13 protein-coding genes and 1 tRNA gene are annotated in these 20,615 nt (G+C 48.2%); 8 read left to right on the forward strand and 6 right to left on the reverse strand.

Going from position 1 to position 20,615, the window contains the following annotated elements; translation table 11 throughout:
• The first annotated feature begins 316 nt into the window (after positions 1 to 316).
• From NW212_RS07785 to NW212_RS07805, 5 genes are all read left to right on the forward strand, one after another.
• Positions 317 to 3,460 carry a TonB-dependent receptor gene (locus NW212_RS07785; RefSeq protein ID WP_258338087.1) on the forward strand — a complete coding sequence of 1,048 codons (3,144 nt, stop codon included), beginning with the start codon at positions 317 to 319 and terminating at the stop codon, positions 3,458 to 3,460.
• A gap of 12 nt (positions 3,461 to 3,472) precedes the next feature.
• On the forward strand, positions 3,473 to 5,311 hold the full coding sequence (locus tag NW212_RS07790) for a RagB/SusD family nutrient uptake outer membrane protein (RefSeq protein WP_258338088.1): 1,839 nt from the start codon (positions 3,473 to 3,475) through the stop codon (positions 5,309 to 5,311).
• Between the two features lie 190 nt (positions 5,312 to 5,501).
• Positions 5,502 to 6,395: an alkaline phosphatase gene (locus tag NW212_RS07795; protein ID WP_258338089.1), complete on the forward strand. Its 894-nt coding sequence runs from the start codon at positions 5,502 to 5,504 to the stop codon at positions 6,393 to 6,395.
• 45 nt (positions 6,396 to 6,440) lie between these two features.
• Positions 6,441 to 8,588: a polysaccharide lyase 8 family protein gene (locus NW212_RS07800; RefSeq protein ID WP_258338090.1), complete on the forward strand. Its 2,148-nt coding sequence runs from the start codon at positions 6,441 to 6,443 to the stop codon at positions 8,586 to 8,588.
• An 11-nt stretch (positions 8,589 to 8,599) separates the two neighbouring features.
• Complete coding sequence (locus NW212_RS07805) at positions 8,600 to 10,144, forward strand: arylsulfatase (protein WP_258338091.1); 1,545 nt, start codon at positions 8,600 to 8,602, stop codon at positions 10,142 to 10,144.
• A gap of 110 nt (positions 10,145 to 10,254) precedes the next feature.
• On the opposite strand, the gene NW212_RS07810 is transcribed toward NW212_RS07805, so the two are convergent.
• The 4 genes from NW212_RS07810 to NW212_RS07825 all read right to left on the reverse strand — a co-directional run bounded on the left by NW212_RS07810 (position 10,255) and on the right by NW212_RS07825 (position 13,107).
• Entirely contained in the window at positions 10,255 to 11,034 is a 780-nt protein-coding gene (locus tag NW212_RS07810) for a MotA/TolQ/ExbB proton channel family protein (RefSeq protein WP_258338092.1), read from the reverse strand.
• 53 nt (positions 11,035 to 11,087) lie between these two features.
• A tRNA-Ser gene (locus NW212_RS07815) sits at positions 11,088 to 11,175 on the reverse strand.
• A gap of 163 nt (positions 11,176 to 11,338) precedes the next feature.
• On the reverse strand, positions 11,339 to 12,118 hold the full coding sequence (locus tag NW212_RS07820; RefSeq protein ID WP_258338093.1) for a TatD family hydrolase: 780 nt from the start codon (positions 12,116 to 12,118) through the stop codon (positions 11,339 to 11,341).
• 5 nt (positions 12,119 to 12,123) lie between these two features.
• The gene (locus NW212_RS07825; protein ID WP_258338094.1) at positions 12,124 to 13,107 is read right to left on the reverse strand and encodes a polyprenyl synthetase family protein; all 984 of its coding nucleotides are present in this window, start codon (positions 13,105 to 13,107) and stop codon (positions 12,124 to 12,126) included.
• A 163-nt stretch (positions 13,108 to 13,270) separates the two neighbouring features.
• On the opposite strand from NW212_RS07825, the gene cmk reads away from it, so the two are divergent.
• The 3 genes from cmk to pfkA all read left to right on the forward strand — a co-directional run bounded on the left by cmk (position 13,271) and on the right by pfkA (position 15,925).
• Positions 13,271 to 13,963, forward strand: coding sequence for a (d)CMP kinase (gene cmk, locus NW212_RS07830; RefSeq protein WP_258338095.1), 693 nt, complete (start codon positions 13,271 to 13,273; stop codon positions 13,961 to 13,963).
• Entirely contained in the window at positions 13,956 to 14,822 is an 867-nt protein-coding gene (locus tag NW212_RS07835) for a 4-hydroxy-3-methylbut-2-enyl diphosphate reductase (protein ID WP_258338096.1), read from the forward strand. The genes cmk and NW212_RS07835 overlap by 8 nt, the downstream gene beginning before the upstream one ends.
• A gap of 122 nt (positions 14,823 to 14,944) precedes the next feature.
• Entirely contained in the window at positions 14,945 to 15,925 is a 981-nt protein-coding gene (gene pfkA, locus NW212_RS07840; protein ID WP_258338097.1) for a 6-phosphofructokinase, read from the forward strand.
• A 94-nt stretch (positions 15,926 to 16,019) separates the two neighbouring features.
• Here pfkA and NW212_RS07845 read toward each other — a convergent pair whose 3' ends face one another.
• Together NW212_RS07845 and NW212_RS07850 are read right to left on the reverse strand one after the other, a co-directional pair.
• The gene (locus tag NW212_RS07845) at positions 16,020 to 17,825 is read right to left on the reverse strand and encodes a DUF349 domain-containing protein (protein WP_258338098.1); all 1,806 of its coding nucleotides are present in this window, start codon (positions 17,823 to 17,825) and stop codon (positions 16,020 to 16,022) included.
• A 311-nt stretch (positions 17,826 to 18,136) separates the two neighbouring features.
• A complete protein-coding gene (locus tag NW212_RS07850; RefSeq protein ID WP_375337970.1) occupies positions 18,137 to 20,527 on the reverse strand; it encodes a right-handed parallel beta-helix repeat-containing protein in 2,391 nt (796 codons plus the stop codon).
• Between the last annotated feature and the right edge of the window lie 88 nt (positions 20,528 to 20,615).

Consider the following 20,615-nt stretch of genomic DNA (forward strand, 5'->3'; position numbering starts at 1 on the left):
CCAAAACGTCCGAAGAAGATGCTAATATCATCCGTAAAGACATTTGTGTACCATAATTCCCATACCGAAATATTTGTAGTATTCAAAATTCATTACTTTTGCAGCACAACAAAAGCTAAAAGTTGAGCACTTTTAAAAATTTCCGCATTTTTTTGCGAATAGAAAGAGTTCGGCCGGCAATAGAAAGACGAGCCTTCTCGCCTACATTTTTTGTTTAACTTAATATCTATTCATCCTTATGAAGAAACGAAGAAATCTTCTAAATCCTCAAAGAAGGATTTTACTCTGCACCTTATGCACACTGTATGGTGCAGGTATGGCAGCAAGTCCTGCAAGCAACGGAGCCATATCCGGATTGAACGATGTGCAAATCATCACACAGAAAGGCAGAACCATCAAAGGTACGGTAACAGACAATTTCGGTCCGGTGATAGGTGCCAATGTCCTTATAAAAGGCACAAAGAACGGAATGATTACCGATATGGACGGAAACTTCACACTAAACAATGTACCCGACGGCGCTATTCTGCAAATCTCCTACATCGGCTATGTAACTCAGGAAATTACAGTGGACAGCCGCAACCTTTATCAAATAAAAATGCAGGAAGACAACGAAACGCTGGATGAAGTTGTTGTTGTAGGATATGGGTCGCAGAAAAAAGTGAACCTTACGGGTTCTATCGGACAAATCGACTCGAAAGTGTTAGAAAGTCGTCCCATCACCAGCACGACGAGTGCTCTCCAAGGTACTATTCCTAATCTTCAGATTACAAACAGCAGCGGTGAGCCGGGACAGGCTGCCTCAATCAACGTACGCGGTACGACATCCATCAATGGAGGCAGCCCGCTAGTGCTCGTAGACGGTGTGGAAATGAGCCTTGACCTGGTTAACCCAAATGACATCGCCAATGTAACAGTATTAAAGGATGCCGCCGCTTCCGCCATCTACGGTGTACGTGCAGCATTTGGTGTAATTCTGGTAACCACAAAGAGCCCGCAAAAGGTTGAAAAGACAAGCGTAAGTTATTCGGGCAACTTTTCTTTCGCCCAGCCTTCTGTCATGCCTGAGTTCATTGAAAGCCAGTCGCAATTCGCCGAATGGATGAATGAAGCCTGTCTGAACGGCAATGTAGCAACCAAATACCGCGCAGACGTAATAGAAAAAATGAAAGCGTATGAGGCTGACCCTGCAAATAATCCGGCATACGAAGTGATTGACGGACAGCTTTACTACTACGGATACTCCAACTTCCGCGACAAGATGATCAAAAAGACATCTTTCACCCAACGCCATAACATCAACATCACCGGAGGAAGCGAAAAAACCCGCTTCTATACTTCCGTCGGCTATCTGGACCAGGGAGGACTCTACAAAGTAGGCGATGACAGCTTCAAACAACTGAACACACGCATCAACGTAGAGAACCAGACCACCAAATGGATGAAACTGGGCTTCAAGGCATTGTATAATTACAGCACCAATGACAAACCGCACACTTACCAAAGCAAAGATATCTGGGAACGCGTGGTGTTCAGCCAGCCAACCGACTTCATCGACGCATGGCAGAAAGACCCGCGCTATCCGGAGCTTGACCAGTTTGAAGGCATGTACATGATGAACAACCCGTATAAGATCTTACAGGATGCCGGAAGAAACAAGACTGACGAGCATGACGTTTGGCTGACCGCTTCGGCAGACTTCGACATACTGAAAGGATGGAAAGCGCATGTCGACTTCAACTATAACCTCAACTATCAGAAAGAATCAGACCACTCGAAACCGCTGACTTTCTTCGACGGTTCATTTGAAACGACCAACGGCGAAACTACGGAAAACTGGTTCGAGATGACCAACTACAACACCAGCTACTATTCGTTCAATGCCTACACGGATTATGAGCACACCTTTGGAGGAAAACATTACCTGAAAGCCATGATCGGTTTCAACCAGGAGCTGACCAAATATTCCACTTTCAGCGGAAGACGCTACAACATACTGAATGAACAACTGCCTACCTTAAGTTTAGGTTCCGGCAACCATGAAACGTCACAGAACGGCTACGAATGGGCTTTGCGCGGCGGATTCTTCCGTCTGAACTACATTTACAACGACCGTTACCTGTTTGAGTTCAACGGACGTTATGACGGTACCTCACGCTTCCCGTCAGACAACCGTTTCGTATTTCTTCCCTCATTCTCGGCAGCATGGCGCATCAGCGAAGAGAAATTCATGAAGAACACCCGTTCGTGGCTGGACAACCTGAAAGTCCGCGCTTCTTACGGTGTGCTGGGCAACCAGATGATTTCTTCCAGTGACTGGAGCGGAAACACACGCTATTATCCGTACATTCCGTTCATGAGCAGCGGAACATCGACAAACTGGATGCTGGGAAGTACATACGCCACCGTAATCAATCCAGGAAATCTGGTCAGCTCAGACCTTACCTGGGAAAAGGTTTCGACCGTAAATGCCGGTCTTGACCTGACTATCCTGCAACAGCGTCTTGATATGAGTTTCGACTATTATGTGCGTACCACATCAGACATGCTGATCAGAACTTCCTATCCGGATGTATTGGGAGCTACAGCTCCTCCCGCCAACTCTGCCGAGCTGAAGACTCGAGGATGGGAACTCTCGATGAAGTGGAGAGACAAAATAGGCCGGGACTTCAGCTATGAACTGGGACTTATATTGTCTGACTCTCAAGCCGAAATTACAAAGTATAACAACCCGACAGGTGACATCTCTACCCACTATGTAGGAAGCAAAATAGGTGAACTCTGGGGATATGAAACAGAAGGCTTGTTCCAAAGTGATGAAGAAGCTGCCAACTGGCACGACCAGTCAAAAATAAAGAATGTGGACTGGGGAGCAGGTGACATCAAGTTTAAGGATCAGAACGGTGACAAAGCTATCACTCCGGGTTCAGGAACATTGTCAGACCACGGCGATCAAGTTATCATCGGCAACACAACACCACGCTACCAGTACGGTATCACCGCCAACCTCACCTACAAAGATTTCTACATGAATATCTTCTTCCAGGGAATCGGCAAACGTGACGCATGGTTCAGCGGAAACGCTTTCTGGCCGGCAGCCACCCAATACTATAACGTACAGAAATGGCATGTGGAAGACTCCTGGTCGCCCGAAAATCCAGATGCATACCTGCCAATTCCCCGCGCTACGGACAACCGTAACCGCGTGGCAAGAACTGACCGTTATTTGCAGGACGCTTCTTATTGCCGCCTGAAAAACCTGACCATCGGATGGAACCTGCCGAAACGCTGGATCAGCAAAGCGTTCCTGACGAATGCTACAGTCTATGTGAGCGGAGAAAACTTGTTCTATATCAGCAAAATCAAAGGTCCGTATGACCCGGAAGCCGTAACAGGAAACGGTGCCATGGTTTATCCGTTTATGAGAACTTATTCTATCGGAGTTAACTTAACCTTCTAAAAACAAACAGAGATGAAACGATTCTATAAATATATGATAATGGGAGCAGCGGCACTGGGAGTGGCATCATGCAATGATTCTTTTCTAGACCGTACTCCGACTAATGACTTGAATGACGAAGCCTTCTGGAACACCACAGAAGATCTGGAAGCTTATTGCAATGGGATTTACAACGAAGCCGGGAACAACGGAAGCTATCTGTTCATGATAGGTTATAACAGCGATCCGTGGAGTGTAAAGCTTGCCGGTCCTTATACAATGGAAGCTATGTCAGACAACTTTGCAACGATGGACAGCAACCAGTCATGGGCCGCCACTTTGGCAGCCGGACGTGAAACTGTCGGCAACGGAGGAACAAACTATTGTGCATGGAACTGGACACTGCTGCGCCGTATCAATGTATTCCTCGCCAATTACGAAAAAGTACAGGCAGACGAAACAGCCAAACAGCCTTATCTGGGAGAAGCACTCTTCTTCCGTGCATGGTTCTACTTCTATATGGTGCAGAACTACGGAGATGTTCCGTTGATTACAACCCCGCTGAATACAGACTCTCCCGAACTGTACGGCGAACGTACTTCACGTGCTGACGTAATGAAGCAGGTGCTGACGGACATCAACGATGCCTCCACTTATCTTCCGGCAGACAACTGGGGAGAAAACCGTGTAACAAAAGGTGCGGCATTGGCACTGAAAAGCCGCATCTGCCTGTATGAAGGCACTTACCGCAAGTATCATCCCGAACTGAACCTGACGGACGGCGACTCATTTCTTCAGGAATGCGTAAACGCATACAACGAAATCAAGGATTTGGGCTACAGCATCCACGACACCGGAAATGTCAACGAAGACTATACGGCATTATTTACAACCGATGATTTGTCTACATTATCAGACGAGGTTATCTTCTACCGCAGATACGAAAACGGCATGTTGATGCACCGCATGTGTGGCTATACAGTAAATTTGCGCAACGGGGGTACCAAAGACTTCGTGGATGACTTCTTATACGTTGACAAAGCATCCAACCAGGCACTGCCGATTGCTGTAGCCCCCGGCTATAACAACGACACACCTGAACAGGAATTTGCCAACCGTGACCCTCGCCTGACACAAACCTTCCTTGCTCCCGGGAATGACGCAGCCAAAGAATTGTTTGAGGATGCCAACTTGGGAAAATTCACCTATCCGCGACTTGGCAACATGACCAACTGGCCTTCGCTGACCGGTTATCACACAATCAAATACTATATCCGTGAGCAAGACAAGAAAGGATTCGGCAACGAAACTCAGGATTATCCTATATTCCGCTATGCAGAAGTCCTGCTGAACTATGCCGAAGCTATGGCCGAACTGGGTAAATGCGACCAAACTGTTTTGGACGAAACGGTCAACAAGTTGCGTGATCGTGTAGATATGCCTCATCTGACAACTACACCGGTAGCAGACCCCAAGTATGCAAAATATGGCCTTGACAATCTTATCATTGAAATCCGTCGCGAACGCCGTGTGGAACTGAGCTTCGAGTTCCTGCGCTATCAGGATCTGATGCGCTGGGCATGGGGCGACAAACTGAAAGACCGTGTATTGGGAATGCGTCTGGAAGATGCGGACTTCAACGATCCGCGTTATGACGGAAATATCACTAAAGCTGGCTCTTCTAATGAAGGTGAGAATCCGGTATATGTATTCGTTGCAGAAGACGGCAAACAATATGTCGACGCATACGGAGGCACAAACTATGCAGCCGACAAGCGTTCATTCGACCCGAATAAAGACTATCTCCGTCCGATACCATTGGATGCCATCAGTGCCAACACGAATCTGAAGCAGAACCCGAACTGGCAATAACAACCCGGCAAATAACAGCTGAAAAGCGGAGCACAATCCGCCCATAACTTCAAGAGCCTGTCCGAATCCGTTCAACCAAAGTTAAATATTGTTTAACTCAAGGGATTTGGACAGGCTCTTTGATTGTAAAGAAAGTTTATTCTTTTTAAATTCGCCTACACATAGGAAAACAATTAATTATATCATTGCCATGAAAAAAACTTTTTTATTTTTAATCACGGCTCTTTCCTTCCTTTTATCCGGACAGGCCGCAGAAAAAGCAAAACACGTAGTACTGATAGGTTTGGACGGTTGGGGAGCCTACAGCGTATCGAAAGCAGAAATTCCAAACATCAGAAAAATGATGAATGAGGGATGCTATACACTGAAAAAACGCTCCGCCCTTCCGTCTTCAAGTGCCATCAACTGGGCTTCCATGTTCATGGGGGCAGGACCTGAACTGCACGGATATACACAATGGGGATCAAAAGTGCCGGAACTTCCTTCGCGCGAAGTGACCGAAAACGGCATATTTCCTACCATATTCTATCTGCTGCACAAAGCTCGTCCGGAAGCGGAGATAGGCTGCCTTTATGAATGGGAAGGCATCAAATATCTCGCAGATACGCTGGCTCTGGACTACCATGCACAAGCGCCCGACTATAACAAACATCCGGAAGCACTGTGCGGCATGGCAGAGAAATACATCAAAGAAAAAACTCCCGTCCTGCTTGCCGTATGTTTTGACAACCCGGATCACGTGGGCCATGCAGCCGGACACGATACCCCCGAATATTATGCCAAACTGAATGAACTGGACACATACGTAGCACGTATCGTACAGGCTGTCAAAGATGCAGGAATGTTTGACGAAACAATCTTCATCATCACAGCCGACCACGGAGGCATAAACAAAGGCCATGGAGGAAAAACAATGCAGGAAATGGAAACTCCATTCATCATCTGCGGAAAGAATGTAAAGAAAGGCGGAGAGTTCAGCGAAAGCATGATGCAGTATGACGTCGCTTCTACCATTGCCTATATATTCGGCCTCAAACAGCCTCAAGTATGGATCGGACGGCCGATGAAACAAGTCTTCAAATAACTCCCCTCCCGAAAAGAGGCTTACAAAACATCCTTAAAAACACTTATGAAAACCTACTGCTTACCTCTGATTATCCTACTAATAGCCATCTGTTCAGGAAAACAGGCCTACGCCGAAAGCACAGCAAACAACGATGAGTTTGAAACATTAATGCAGAAAATCCGCAAAGACTTTGCCGCCAATCCGTCAATCGACGAAATACTGAAGGAATACAACGATAAAGACGGTTCGTTTGCAGATGTAGACTATGCCAGTATCCAACGCACCAACTGGCCGCCCCTGGTACATATCGACCGTATCTATGACTTTGTATTTGCCTACACAAACCCTCAAAACAAATACTACAAAGACAATGCGCTGTATGAAAAAATAGTAAAGGGACTCGAATTCTGGCACCAAAGAAACCCCTGGTGCCACAACTGGTGGTATAACCAAATAGCCGAACCGCAAAAGCTGGGAGTGCTCCTCATACAAATGAGAACAGGAGCCAGACAGATCCCGGCCGACCTGGAAAAACGGATTCTCGACCGTATCAGGACAGATGGAGGCGACCCGGCCAAATGGACAGGAGCCAACCGGACGGACATTGCCTTGCACTGGATTTACCGTTCATGCCTGTCACGCAACGAGGCGGATCTGAAGAAGGCGCTGGAAAACGTTTATAATCCGATCGTCTATACCACCGAAGAAGGATTCCAATACGACAACAGCTATTTCCAGCACGGGCGCCAGCTATACATCGGAGGATACGGCGATGAGATTCTGAAAGGAATCACACAGGTTGCCATGTACACGAAAGGTACACAATATGCGCTCCCCAAAGACAAGCTGGATATTGTCAGCAAATTCATGCGCGAAACTTATTACCGGACTATCCGCGGACAATACATGCTGTTCGATGCAATGGGACGGAGTGTCAGCCGGCCCGGAGTACCCAACAAATCGGCAACAGCACTTTTCGCAAGCCGGATGATCGAACTGGATCCGTCGCATAAAGATGAATACAAAGCTATTGTTGAACGGCTGCAAGGCAAAAAGCCTGCCGAATATCAGGTAACTCCAAGCCATACGCATTATTTCAAGGGCGACTACACATTGCATGTGCGGCCGGCATATACCTTTGATGTCCGCATGACTTCCACCCGCACTTCTCGCCTGGAGTATGGAAATGGAGAAAACCTGAAAACTTACTTCGTTTCCGACGGCTGCACGAACATCGTCAGAAGAGGAAACGAATATGACGGCATTTTTCCCGTATGGAACTGGACACGGATTCCGGGAGTGACTGCCCCTCAGCTTGACTCCATACCTTTTGCTATAAGCGACTGGCAAACGCCGGGAACCTCCACTTTTGCCGGAGGAGTGTCGGACAGCCTTTACGGAGCTACAGCATACGTTTACACGGACAATTACAAAGGAATCAACACTGGAGCCCATAAAGCATGGTTCTTTTTCGATGATGAAGTGGTATGCCTGGGATCGGGCATAAGTTCAACCTCCGAATCTGAGGTCCAAACGACAGTCAACCAATGCCTGGCATCAACAGACGAACCGCTGTATGCATATGACGAACAGGTTTCGTCTTTGTCCTTAGGGCAAGAAAGAAGCGCCGGCATTGACTGGGCTGTCCACGACAACATCGGATACTTGTTTCCAGAAGGCGGGACAATCTTCATCAGCCACAAAAATCAGTCGGGAAACTGGTATGCCATAAACAACAGCGTCAACCGAAAAGAAAATATAAAGAAAAAAGTATTCACGATCGGATTCGAGCATAGAAAGCATCCCCAGAACGCCACTTATGCCTATATTGTAGTGCCGGGCAAAGGAACAGCATCTGAAATGCAGGCTTATCAGAAAGCGGACAATGTTAGGATTCTGTCAAATACAAAACAAATACAGGCTGTCTGCAACAGATCGTTGAACCTGTATCAGGCCATCTTCTATCAGCCAGGAGAACTGGCTGACGGAAACTTCAAAGTAAAGACGGACAAGCCGTGCGCACTGATGGTAAAGAAAATATCCGGCGGAAAACCGGTGCTGCATGTCGCCGATCCAGGACAGACGGGACAAAGCATACGGATTGACATCACAGTTTCCGGGAAAAAGTACTCCATAGAGCACCATCCCTCAACTGATCCGATCTATGCCGGAGCAACAACAGCCTACAATTTTCAGTTCACCGAGAATTAAAACAACATGCCATGCCTGCAAATATAGCCTTCAAGTCAATTCTGGCACTGACAGCCGGTGCTTGCGCAGGAATACAGATTCCTCTTGCCGCACAAAAGCCTCACATCATACTGATTGTGTCCGACCAGCATCGGGGAGATGCCATGAACTGCATGGGAAACCCGTCTGTCATAACTCCCAATATGGATGCACTGGCACAAGACGGAACGCTATTCACTAATGCATACACCTCAGCCCCCAGCAGCACGCCTGCAAGAGCGGGGCTGCTGACAGGAATGTCGCCCTGGCATCATGGGATGCTCGGATACGGACGAGTGGGAAGCCGCTACCACTATGAAATGCCCCGTATGCTGCGGGAGCTTGACTATTACACTTTCGGAATCGGGAAAATGCACTGGTTTCCCCAAAAGGCATTGCACGGATTCCACGGAACGCTGATAGACGAAAGCGGAAGGGTGGAAACAGAAGATTTCATCAGCGACTACCATTTGTGGTTTCAGATGCATGCGCCCGGATTAAATCCTGATTCCACAGGATTGGGATGGAACGACCATGGAGCGGCCGTATATAAACTGCCGGAAAAACTGCACCCGACAGCATGGACTGCTGAAACGGCTCTGGAAATGATCCGGAACTATAAACACGGAAACGGGCAACCGCTGTTTCTGAAAATATCCTTTGCCCGGCCGCACAGTCCTTATGATCCGCCCCAACGGCTTATGGATCTGTATAACGGGCGGGATGTTCCTGCTCCATACATAGGAGAATGGTGCGAAGAAGAAGCGTACGCTCTTCCGTCCGATCCGGATACGGCAGCACATGATGCTGCATTCGGCAATTTCGGCGAAGAGTATGCCAAAAATTCCCGACGCCACTATTATGCTAATGTCACTTTCGTTGATGAGGAAATTGGCAGAATCATTCAGGCGCTGAAAGAAGAAGGAATGTATGAGAACGCGCTCATCTGCTATGTATCAGACCACGGCGATATGCTCGGCGACCACCATCACTGGAGAAAAACCTACCCGTATGAAGGATCGTCGCATATTCCCTACATCGTCAAATGGCCGGCCCGCTATCATTTTCCCAAAGGCACGAAAGTGGAGAACCCTGTAGAACTGCGCGATCTGCTGCCCACATTCTTAGAAGCAGGAGGAGGATGCGCACCGTCAGACATGGACGGACAATCACTCTTCCAACTCATGAAAGGAGATGCATCATCGTGGCGGCGGTACATCGACATGGAACATGCCACGTGTTACAGTCCCGACAATTACTGGTGTGCGCTGACTGATGGAAAGATCAAATACATCTGGCGTTTCCATAGCGGAAAAGAAGAATTGTTCGATCTGGAAAAAGACCCGCATGAGCTGAAGGACGTAGCGGAAGAAAAGGCTTATCGAACCAAACTGCTCGAACTGCGCCAAGCCATGGTACAGCATCTGTCCGAACGGGGGGAAGAATATGTGAAGGACGGCAAACTGCAGATCCTGAAACGAACCATCCTGTACAGCCCGCTATTCCCCGACGAGAACCCTGTAGATACAGGCATTTGACAGACAGGCAAACAAGAACACAGAAACACGAAGGATAGAGCCTTATTCCTTTGACCGGAAGAAACTCTGCACCTTCGTGTTTCTGTATCTTTCCAATTCAATGAAGCACGTCACTTTTTATACTTCAGATTGTATTTCATTATCATGTCAAACAGCGTTATGAAAGCGTCCTTCACCTGATTTGAAAGGTTTTCAATCTTAGCCTGAATAAAACTGTAAAGAATCTTCAGCAGCAAATAAACGACCAGACCGGAAGCCAAAGTGATCAAAGCCATCTTTATTCCGCCAGCCATAATCATCAGCGTAGCCTCACCCGACTCCTGCACTGCATCAAGAGCCACCACCAAACCGCCTACCATACCGATAAAGCCCAACATCAGAGCGATCTTGAACAGCAACGCAATCCACGAACACCCTTTCTTCAAACGATTTATCTGTATTTTGGCATAAATATTAGCGGTATGTTCAACCACATCAGGACTTTCGTCAATACGGGAAAGCCCCTGATAGCAAACCGCAGCAACAGGGCCGCGCGTGTTGCTGCAAATATTCCGGGCACCTTCTATATCGCCCTTTTCCAGCGCATCTTCCAACCGGGACAACAGTTTCTTGGCATTGACATTTGACAAATTCAGGAAAATCACACGTTCAATGCTCAAAATCAGTCCGGCCAACAAGATCAGACATATAAGGGACATAAAAAACACATTCCCTTCAACAAACCTCTCCTCCATTGTCTGCAACAGGCCTGCAGCCCCACTCTCCGGCGAATCGGCCGCAATTCCTTCCACTTGTGAAGGGACCAAACTCACCGTATCCTGTGCAACTGCAACTATCGCACAAAACGAAAAGACACTTGCCATCGCAAGATTCGCAAACAACCTTTTCATCATTTAAAGACTAAAAAAACAGATTAAATATAGCAGTCATATTTTTCCGGTTGCGGAGAGAACGGGATTCGAACCCGTGATACGCTTTTGACGTATACACGCTTTCCAGGCGTGCCTCTTCAACCACTCGAGCACCTCTCCTTGATTTATTGGCATCCGGATCATTCCGCTGAAAGACCAATGGCGAATGTTATGAACACCGCGAATGAATCGCAGTGCAAAAGTATTCTTTTTTTTCTTCATACAGCACATTGCACCTTCAAAAAATGAACTTTCGGTCTAAAATTAATAAACTTTAAGCACTTTACGCTTCAATATCGAATACTTTCAACGCATTTTCAGCCGTTATACGGGCCACAGCCTCTACAGAAAGAGAATATATCTCCGCCACTTTCTCCGCCACCTTCACTATATGGGCGCTCTCATTCCGCTTTCCCCGATAGGGCACAGGCGCAAGATACGGAGAGTCGGTTTCCAGCACAATCCTTCCAACCGGCACATGAAGCAATGTTTCGGGCAACGAACTTTTCTTGAAGGTCACCACTCCGTTGATGCCAAGCATGAAGCCCCCATATTCCATCAGACGGGCTGCATCCTCTGCCGTCCCGGTAAAACTGTGAAAAATGCCGCGCAAGGCCGTTTTACGATAAGGCTCCAACACGCCAAACAGTTCCGGATAAGCATCCCTGCAGTGGACGACCAAAGGCATATTCCGCTCCAAAGCCCATTGGATCTGCGCGTCAAAAACCCGCAACTGTTCGCCGGCAAAAGTCCGGTCCCAATACAGATCCAGCCCTACTTCACCTATGCCATAAAACTTTTCGGGAGAATCAAGCCAAAGCTTTACACTTTCCAGACGACTTTTCCAATCAGCATCAACCGAAGTGGGATGAAGTCCGATCATCGGATAACACCTTTCATGCCGATGACAAAGAGCAAGCATAGCCTCAACCGACGTATCGTCTATGTTCGGCATAAACAAATGCGTCACTCCGGCTTCTGCAGCACGGGCCAGCACCAGCTCCCTGTCATCATCAAACTCTTCCGTATATAAATGGGTATGCGTATCAAAAAGACCTGTCATAAACTTTACAATTTACGTTTCATCATGCCGCAGACAAAATCGCGCAGATTGACCTTCAAAGCGGAATCCACCTCCACTTCATCCAAAAGCCTCAGTCCTTCTTCATAATAGGCGCTGATCCGCTGATTGCACATTTCCGCGATTCCTACCTTATTATAAATGTCTGTTACCGCCCGAATCTTCTGATCCGGTTCAAAATCGGCTGCATCAATCCATTTCTCCAGTTCTATCCTGTCGCCCGCACCAGCATGTGCAAGCGCAGTAATCAGCATGAACGTTTTCTTGTTGCACAAGATATCCCCTCCTATCTTCTTTCCGAACACGGCAGGATCGCCATAAACATCCAGATAATCATCCTGCAACTGGAAAGCCAGCCCCATTTTTATTCCGAAATCATACAACAGCTGCGCATCTTTTTCCGAAGCTCCTCCAAGAACAGCCCCAATCTTCAATGAGCCGGCAAGCAGAACCGATGTCTTCAACCTGATCATCTCAATGTATTCATCAACACCCACATCTGTACGGGACTCAAACTCCATATCCCACTGCTGACCTTCGCACACCTCAAGAGCCGTACGGCCGAATATGCCCATCACCTCTTTCATGCAACCGGCCGGACAATCCTGCATCATGAACTGATAAGCCAGTATCAGCATGGCGTCGCCCGAAAGAATTGCCGTGTTCTCGTCCCACTTTCTGTGTACCGTAGGCTTGTTTCTCCGCATATCTGCCTTATCCATCAGATCATCGTGCAAAAGCGTAAAATTATGATAAGTTTCTATGCCTGCGGCCTGAGGAAAAATCCGGTCCACATCTTCCCTATAAAGATTATAGGCCAGAAGCATCAAAACAGGGCGGATACGTTTTCCGCCGAGTCCCAGCACATATTCAACAGGTTCATACAGGCCTTCCGGTTCATGCATATACGGCAATTTTTCGATATACGAATGAATCCGCCTCAAAAGTTCTTCACTTGACTCTTGTTTCATATTCGTTTTATTTGATATCACTGTCAGGCAAATATAACATAAAACATCGAACAGGCAAATACTGCCGTCAAAAATCATGCAAATAACAAACATTTGCGCTTGACACGAGCAGAGTATTTGAACAATTGCTTATCTTTGAAAATCTTTTCAAACCAAGTTTAAAATGAAAAAAATAATCATCGCAATCGACGGCTTTTCTTCTTGTGGAAAGAGCACAATGGCTAAAGACCTGGCCAAAGAAATAGGATACATATACATTGACAGCGGAGCCATGTACCGGGCCGTAACATTATACTGCCTGCAGCACGGAATGTTCAATGCAGACGGCAGCATTCAGGAAGAAACGCTGAAACAGCAGATGAAAGACATACACATCAGTTTCCGGCTCGACCCTGCAAGCCAGCATCCCGCAACGTACCTGAACGGCAAGAATGTAGAAGGAGAGATCCGCACCATTGAGGTTTCATCACACGTCAGCCCCATAGCAACGCTGGGATTTGTACGCGAGGAAATGGTAAGGCAGCAGCAGGCAATGGGCAAGGAAAAAGGGATAGTCATGGACGGACGCGACATCGGAACTGCGGTCTTCCCGCACGCCGAACTGAAAATATTCGTTACGGCTTCGGCACAGATCCGGGCGGAACGGAGATACAAGGAACTGAAAGAAAAAGGGCAGGACGTTTCTTTTGAGGAAATACTGAAAAACATAGAAGACCGCGACCGTATCGACCAAAGCCGGGAGATCAGCCCGCTGCGCAAAGCAGACGATGCGCTTCTGCTCGACAACAGCCACATGAGCATAGCTGAACAGAAAGAATGGCTGAAAGAACAATTCAACAAAGCGACTCATGAATAACAATGTAGAAATCGACGAGGGATCGGGCTTCTGCTTCGGAGTAACCACAGCCATAAAAAAGGCGGAAGAAGAGCTGGCGAAAGGAGAAACGCTTTATTGCCTGGGCGATATCGTACACAACGGACAAGAATGCGAAAGACTCCGGAAAATGGGACTCGTCACGATTACTCACAAAGAATTTGCCGGACTGAGAAACGTGAAAGTGCTGCTGCGGGCACACGGCGAACCGCCGCAAACATACGAAATGGCACGCCGCAACCACATTGAAATTATCGACGCCACCTGCCCTGTCGTGCTGCGCCTGCAAAAACGCATCAAGCAGGAATACGACAACACGTTGTCGGGAAAAGAAAAGCAAATCGTCATTTTCGGAAAAAACGGACATGCCGAGGTACTGGGACTGGTAGGGCAAACCGAAGGAAAAGCCATCGTGATCGAAAGCATCGGAGAAGTGTCCAAACTGGATTTCTCGAAAGACATCCGGCTTTACTCGCAAACGACAAAGTCGCTCGATGAATTCCGCGAAATCGTAGCCTACATAAAAGAACACATTTCGCCTGAAGCCACGTTTGAATATTTCGATACCATCTGCCGGCAGGTAGCAAACAGGATGCCAAACATACGCCAGTTTGCTGCCGGACACGACCTGATATTCTTTGTCTGCGGACACAAAAGTTCGAACGGAAAGATCCTGTATCACGAATGCCGGAAAGTCAATCCGAACTCATATCAGATTGACGGACCCGGAGAAATAGACAAGAAGCTGACCGAAAATGCAAGATCCATCGGCATCTGCGGCGCCACATCTACGCCCAAATGGCTGATGGAAGCCTGCAAAAAGGAAATTACGGGAGAATAACTTCTTAGAGCCTGTCGCATATTTGTACGACAGACTCTTAAATTCTTAAATTTTAATCATTTTGACATCGCCCGAAGACAGTTATTTTGTAATTTTGCAAACAAAACATAACACTTATCATTATGGGAACTATAAAATGTATCGGTATTCTTACTTCAGGAGGTGACGCCCCCGGTATGAACGCCGCAATCCGTGCGATAACCCGCTCGGCAATCTACAACGGACTGAAAGTAAAAGGTATCTACAGAGGATACAAGGGCTTGATTACCGGTGAAATCAAGGAGTTCAAGACCGAGAATGTCAGCAACATCATCCAATTGGGAGGTACCATCCTGAAAACAGCACGCTGCCAGGAATTCAAGACACCCGAAGGCCGGCAGATCGCTTACGATACAATGAAAAAGGAAGGCATCGACGCACTGATCGTCATCGGAGGCGACGGTTCGCTGACCGGCGCGCGTCTGCTGGCGCAAGAGTTCGACGTCCCCTGCATCGGACTGCCGGGAACTATCGACAACGACCTTTACGGAACTGACACTACCATCGGATATGATACTGCACTGAATACAATTCTGGATGCTGTGGACAAGATCCGCGACACCGCAACTTCGCACGAACGTCTGTTCTTCGTCGAAGTCATGGGACGTGACGCCGGATTCCTTGCCCTGAACGGCGCCATTGCCGCAGGAGCGGAAGCTGCCATCATCCCGGAATTCAATACAGAAGTTGACCAGCTGGAAGAATTCATCAACAACGGTTTCCGCAAATCCAAGAGCAGCTCAATCGTGCTGGTAGCCGAAAGCGAAATTACCGGAGGCGCAATGCACTATGCCGAACGTGTAAAGAATGAATATCCGCAATACGACGTGCGCGTCACTATCCTCGGACACCTGCAGCGCGGCGGACGTCCGACAGCGCACGACCGCATCATCGCCAGCCGCATGGGTGTGGCAAGCATCCAGGCTTTGATGGAAGGACAACGCAACATCATGATCGGCATCGAGAACGACCAGATTGTTTACGTTCCTTTTGCCAAGGCAATCAAGAACGACAAGCCTATCGACCGCGAACTGGTGAACGTTCTTCACGAGCTGTCAATCTGACATTTGAACGATACACATAACAACAGCACAAGGGGCACAGACGTTTGGTTATCCATTCATCCGTGCCCCTTGCATTGCATTTGCCGGTATCTTCTTACTGCTGCTGTTCTCTCAGCGTTTCGTCGATGGCAGCTATTTTCTTCAGCACAAGTTCCATATCCGCTTTCAAGCGTTCTATTTTCCGGTTGATGTCGGCCACCAGGCTATTTCCCTTCTGAGAAGCCGCATTCAAGAATCCCAGATTGTTTTCGTAAGTCTGAATATCGCTCTTCAGCCCTTCATACGTACGGACAAGACGTTCACGGTCGCGATACAAATTGCCGTCTTTGCTAAGGCCCGCCTTGAAGCTGCTCAGTTTCTTTTCAGCCGCAGAAAGATGCAGGCGGTCGAAAAGTTTGTCCACCAGATTATGGTATTCTTTGTACAGGCGGTCTTTCTCTTTAAACGGAACAAAACCGATTGAGTTCCACTCCTTCATCAGTTCGCGTGTACGTTCAACCGCAGCCTCATCCGTATTGCCCGAACCGTCAAGGGCAGCAAGTTCCTTGATAATCTCTTCCTTTTTCGCAAGATTCTCCAGTTCTTCAGAACGCTGGGAAGAGGTTGCCTTATTCTTCTGTTCAAAGAAATAGTCGCAGGCTCCGATAAACCGCTTCCAAACGGCATCAGAATGTTTCTTGGCTACAGGACCTATGGTTTTCCACTCTTTCTGGAGCTTTGTCAGGATTTCTGCCGTAGCCTTCCAGTCGGTGCTTTCTTTCAGCGACTCAGCCTGCTCGCACAGTGCTTTCTTCTTTTCCAGATTGGAAGCCATGTTTTCTTTGACCATCTTGAAGAACGCAGCCTTCCGGCGGAAAAATTCATCGCATGCCGCACGGAAACGCTCGAAAATCTTCACATTCATTTTCTGCGGGGCATATCCGATGGTTTTCCATTTCGCCTGCAAGGCAAGAATCTCCTGAGTCTTTTCCTCCCAGTCGGCAAACGTAGTGAACTTGTCGTACTCCATGCTTTCAACAATCTCGCAAATCACGGTTTTCTGGTCAAGATTGTTCTGCTCCTTCTCTTTCAGTTCCTCAAAATGCTGCTGATGACGGCGGTTCACCACTGTTGAAGCAGCCTTGAAGCGTGCCCAGATGCTTTCGCGCAGTTCCTTTGCAACCGGACCGACTGAACGGAATTCCTGATGCAGCTTCTGCAACTGGTGGAATGCCGAAATCACATCCGGTTCATCAGCCAGTTTTTCCGCAGCCTCGCACAAATGCGTTTTCTGCTCCAGATTCTTCTTGAAGTCATATTCTCTGAACTCATTGTTCAGCTTTACCATATCATAAAACTTCTCAGTATAAAGCTGATAATTCTTCCAAAGTTCGTTTACTTTCGGGGCGGGCACCTGACCTATCTCGTTCCATTCCTGCTGAAGCTGTTTGAAATCGTTGTAAATCTTTCCGGTATCTTCAGAAGACTCAACCATCGCCTTCATTTTTTCCAGGATATTTTCCTTTCTCAGCAGATTGTCTTCCTTTTCCTTTTCCTGAGCGACAGCGATGGCGTTCCGCTTTTCCTTGATCGACTTCATCACTTCCTTGAACTCCTTTTCATCAGGATCTGAAGCCGGAGAAAAGTCTTCCGGCTTTCCGCCGCTTTCGATGAAAGCTTTGCGAGCTGCCTCCTGCTCGGCTTTATGCAGTTTATAAAAAGTTTGTTTCAGCTGGTCAACTTCCTGTTTGTCTGTTTCACTCATGTTTTCGTTGATTTCCTTCAAGCGCTGTATCACTTCCGATTTGGTCTGTTTCGGCTCATAAGCAACCTGAGGTTCTTCAACAGTAGAAACCGAAACTTCAGAAACTTCAGTTTCCGGTGTTTCAGTTAACGGGCGGTTAGTTTCATTTACTTCCATCGTATAAGAATTTTAAGAATTTTCTTCTTTAAAATATGTGTAGTTACAAATTAAAGCAATTAAATCTGATTTTCATAACATTTTGGCCAAATATTTTTTAGCAGGATGAAAATATTTTTCAAATTCAGCCTGCTTTTATAGCTCAAGGAAAGAAGAAAAACCGGAAACGGGCAGGCGGATTCTGTATCTCCAGGCTAGAGATACAGATCTCCAGCCTAAAGATGCATAGCTCCAGTTTAAAGATACACATCTCCAGACTGGAGATAAAGAATATGCTCTGTTCCTCAGCAAAAATGACAGGGAGCTGCCGCTTAAGGTTTTCGGAGGGTTCCGGCAGGTATGGCCTTCGACTGCTCACGCTGTTCTCTGAAGACCGTAACCTCCTGCGGTTTTGTCCAGTCGGCGGCCTGCACAATTTCCTGCAGGTCTTCGAGCCTGTTTACCGGCTTGCCGCTCAGCCTCAGGATTACGTCATTCGGACGTATAAAGTCGCGCAGCGGACTTCCCATGGCATGCACGGACACAACGTAAACGCCCCGTTCACTGTCCATGCCAGTAGCCGAACGTTCGCCAAGCGTATCGAGTGTCTTCAACCGCAATCCGGACCATTCCCAGACACGGGTTCCGTTTCCTTCAGTGCACACTGCCGGCAATGGCATCGGAGGCCGTGCCGCCAACGCCTTAAGCCTTGGCGAAGTTACGCCGAAATCATCCATTCCGAAATTTTTGAAACCGCAGAGCGAAGCCAGCTCCTCAACGTTTGCCAGCCGGAAGTCACCTTCTTCCGGATTTACAAACTCCGGAACATAAACCACCGAATGTTCGTCCGTTCCGCCGCCCCTTGCCGCACGGTAAGCCGTGCTGTCAGCAAATACATTGTAGTCGACTTCCGCTCCCCAGTGAGATATACCGATCGGGCGGTATGGACTCATCACAAGATTGCGCACAAATACATCTCCGCTGCGGGGAAACCACACATGCGGGTGAAACGTGTTGTTTACCATGATATTGTTCTCTACTACCCGGTAGAATCCTTCACGCAGCTTGATTCCTCCGTTCAAGCAAAGATTGTTGTAGATATGATAATTGCTGGAGCCGTCGTCAAGGTCAATATCCCAGCCGCGGTCACAGCGGAAACGGTTGCAGGCAAGCGTCGTACACGATCCGGCATCCGCCAGGACCAGATCGGGACGAGCCTGCAAGAGCTGGCGGATACGCTTGTTCGAACTGCTCCAGAAGCGGTCGCGCCCCCATGAGTTGAATGCGCCATGATCGCCTGTTTCCAATACGGTATTGAACACATCGTTATAGACAATCCGATGTCCTCCCCATGTGCCTTCGCTGACATTGATGCCCGCACGAGGCACATCGTAGATGGTGTTATGGCTTACAAGGATATGGCTGCACATGGACAGCTCCACGCCTGCCACCTGCTTCTCAAACAGACCGATGTGATGTATCAGATTGTCAGAAACCACACACCGGGAAGGATACTCTTCCGTCTTCGGTCCGGGCGTGAAATCCATTTCATCCGGCTCTGCATTGCTTCCGTAGCTGAAGCTGGGCGAACGGACCGCCTCAGGCTTTCCTACCATGCAGACCGCACTGGCTCCAATCTGTTCAAACAGGCATCCGCTGACAGAAGAGTTGCGGTGATAACCGGAAAAGAAAACAGCGTTTCCCCCCAAGAGGCGAAAATCACAGTCTGCTATGCGGCATCCCTCCGTACCTTCCAGCAGAACGGCACCGCCACGGTAGATGCGCCAGTCCGAACGCAGAAGGGGTTCGTATTCTTCCATAAAAGTGCGTACGGTTTGCGTAAACTTTAGTCCTTGCAAGGTTATGTTGCGCACGGGCCGTTCTTCACAGCCCCTGAATTCCACCAGATGCTTCAGTTGGGGCGTTTCAAACCGGAGCTGTTCCACTTTCTCGCCAGGCAACGGATAATAATAAAGACAGCCCTTTCCGGAATCATAATACCACTCACCGGGAGCATCCAGTTCTTCAAGGATGTTTTCCACCATCCGATTCTGCGGATGCGGTCTGGACGGACGGTTGTTCTGCCACCCGCCTTCCAGTATCAGTTCTCCTTTGCTGTCTTTCCCCGTAATACGGTAATGAAAATCACCCCAGTCGTGTCCGTGCATGGCATGCAAGTAACCGCCTTCAAAATGTTTCCAGCGTTTCACCCGCTTGGGATCAGCAGCATCAGCCGCAACACCGTTCAAGCGAACCGCCGCAGAGTCATAGTTCGGATAACGCGCCATGGGCCTAAGCTCGCCGTTCACCAGAAGCATGTCCATCATTACGCGCTGATGCACGCGAGCCTTCACGACTCCCCCTTTGTGCGTTTCCCACCGCAACGACAGAGGAACGCCGCTTGTCAGCACAGCCTGCTCGCCCGGATATGAACGTATGCAAAGCATCTTGCGCTCTCCCCCGGTATCTTCTGCCGTAAATACCAGCGGATGTTCCAGCTGGTAGCTGCCTCCCCGCAGCCAGATGGTCACTTCCGCTGCCGGGACATTTCGGGCCGCGGCCTGCGCATCTTCTATACAACGATATGGAGCATCCATACTCCCGTTTCCGTCCGCACTTCCAGCGGGCGATACATAAAGGCTGACTTGCGCCTCCATCGGAAGGAAGGCAAGAAAAGCTGCCACCTGTCCTACGGCCATGGCAGCTAATCGCCTGAAATACATCTTCATAATATCAGGATCATTATTTTATACGTTTCAGGAATCAAGAAGCTCCCTGGAAAAATCCCCCCTTGTTCCAAATGCATGTAGC

This window comes from Bacteroides sp. ET225 (genome assembly GCF_024733745.1).
Lineage (GTDB): Bacteria > Bacteroidota > Bacteroidia > Bacteroidales > Bacteroidaceae > Phocaeicola > Phocaeicola excrementipullorum.

Coding starts and splice junctions, on each gene's coding strand:
- pfkA (WP_258338097.1), top strand. CDS start 14,945: ATGGGAACTATAAAATGTATCGGTATTCTTACTTCAGGAGGTGACGCC.
- NW212_RS07790 (WP_258338088.1), top strand. CDS start 3,473: ATGAAACGATTCTATAAATATATGATAATGGGAGCAGCGGCACTGGGA.
- NW212_RS07825 (WP_258338094.1), bottom strand. CDS start 13,107: ATGAAACAAGAGTCAAGTGAAGAACTTTTGAGGCGGATTCATTCGTAT.
- NW212_RS07785 (WP_258338087.1), top strand. CDS start 317: ATGGCAGCAAGTCCTGCAAGCAACGGAGCCATATCCGGATTGAACGAT.
- NW212_RS07795 (WP_258338089.1), top strand. CDS start 5,502: ATGAAAAAAACTTTTTTATTTTTAATCACGGCTCTTTCCTTCCTTTTA.
- NW212_RS07805 (WP_258338091.1), top strand. CDS start 8,600: ATGCCTGCAAATATAGCCTTCAAGTCAATTCTGGCACTGACAGCCGGT.
- NW212_RS07850 (WP_375337970.1), bottom strand. CDS start 20,527: ATGTATTTCAGGCGATTAGCTGCCATGGCCGTAGGACAGGTGGCAGCT.
- NW212_RS07800 (WP_258338090.1), top strand. CDS start 6,441: ATGAAAACCTACTGCTTACCTCTGATTATCCTACTAATAGCCATCTGT.
- NW212_RS07820 (WP_258338093.1), bottom strand. CDS start 12,118: ATGACAGGTCTTTTTGATACGCATACCCATTTATATACGGAAGAGTTT.
- NW212_RS07810 (WP_258338092.1), bottom strand. CDS start 11,034: ATGAAAAGGTTGTTTGCGAATCTTGCGATGGCAAGTGTCTTTTCGTTT.
- NW212_RS07835 (WP_258338096.1), top strand. CDS start 13,956: ATGAATAACAATGTAGAAATCGACGAGGGATCGGGCTTCTGCTTCGGA.
- NW212_RS07845 (WP_258338098.1), bottom strand. CDS start 17,825: ATGGAAGTAAATGAAACTAACCGCCCGTTAACTGAAACACCGGAAACT.
- cmk (WP_258338095.1), top strand. CDS start 13,271: ATGAAAAAAATAATCATCGCAATCGACGGCTTTTCTTCTTGTGGAAAG.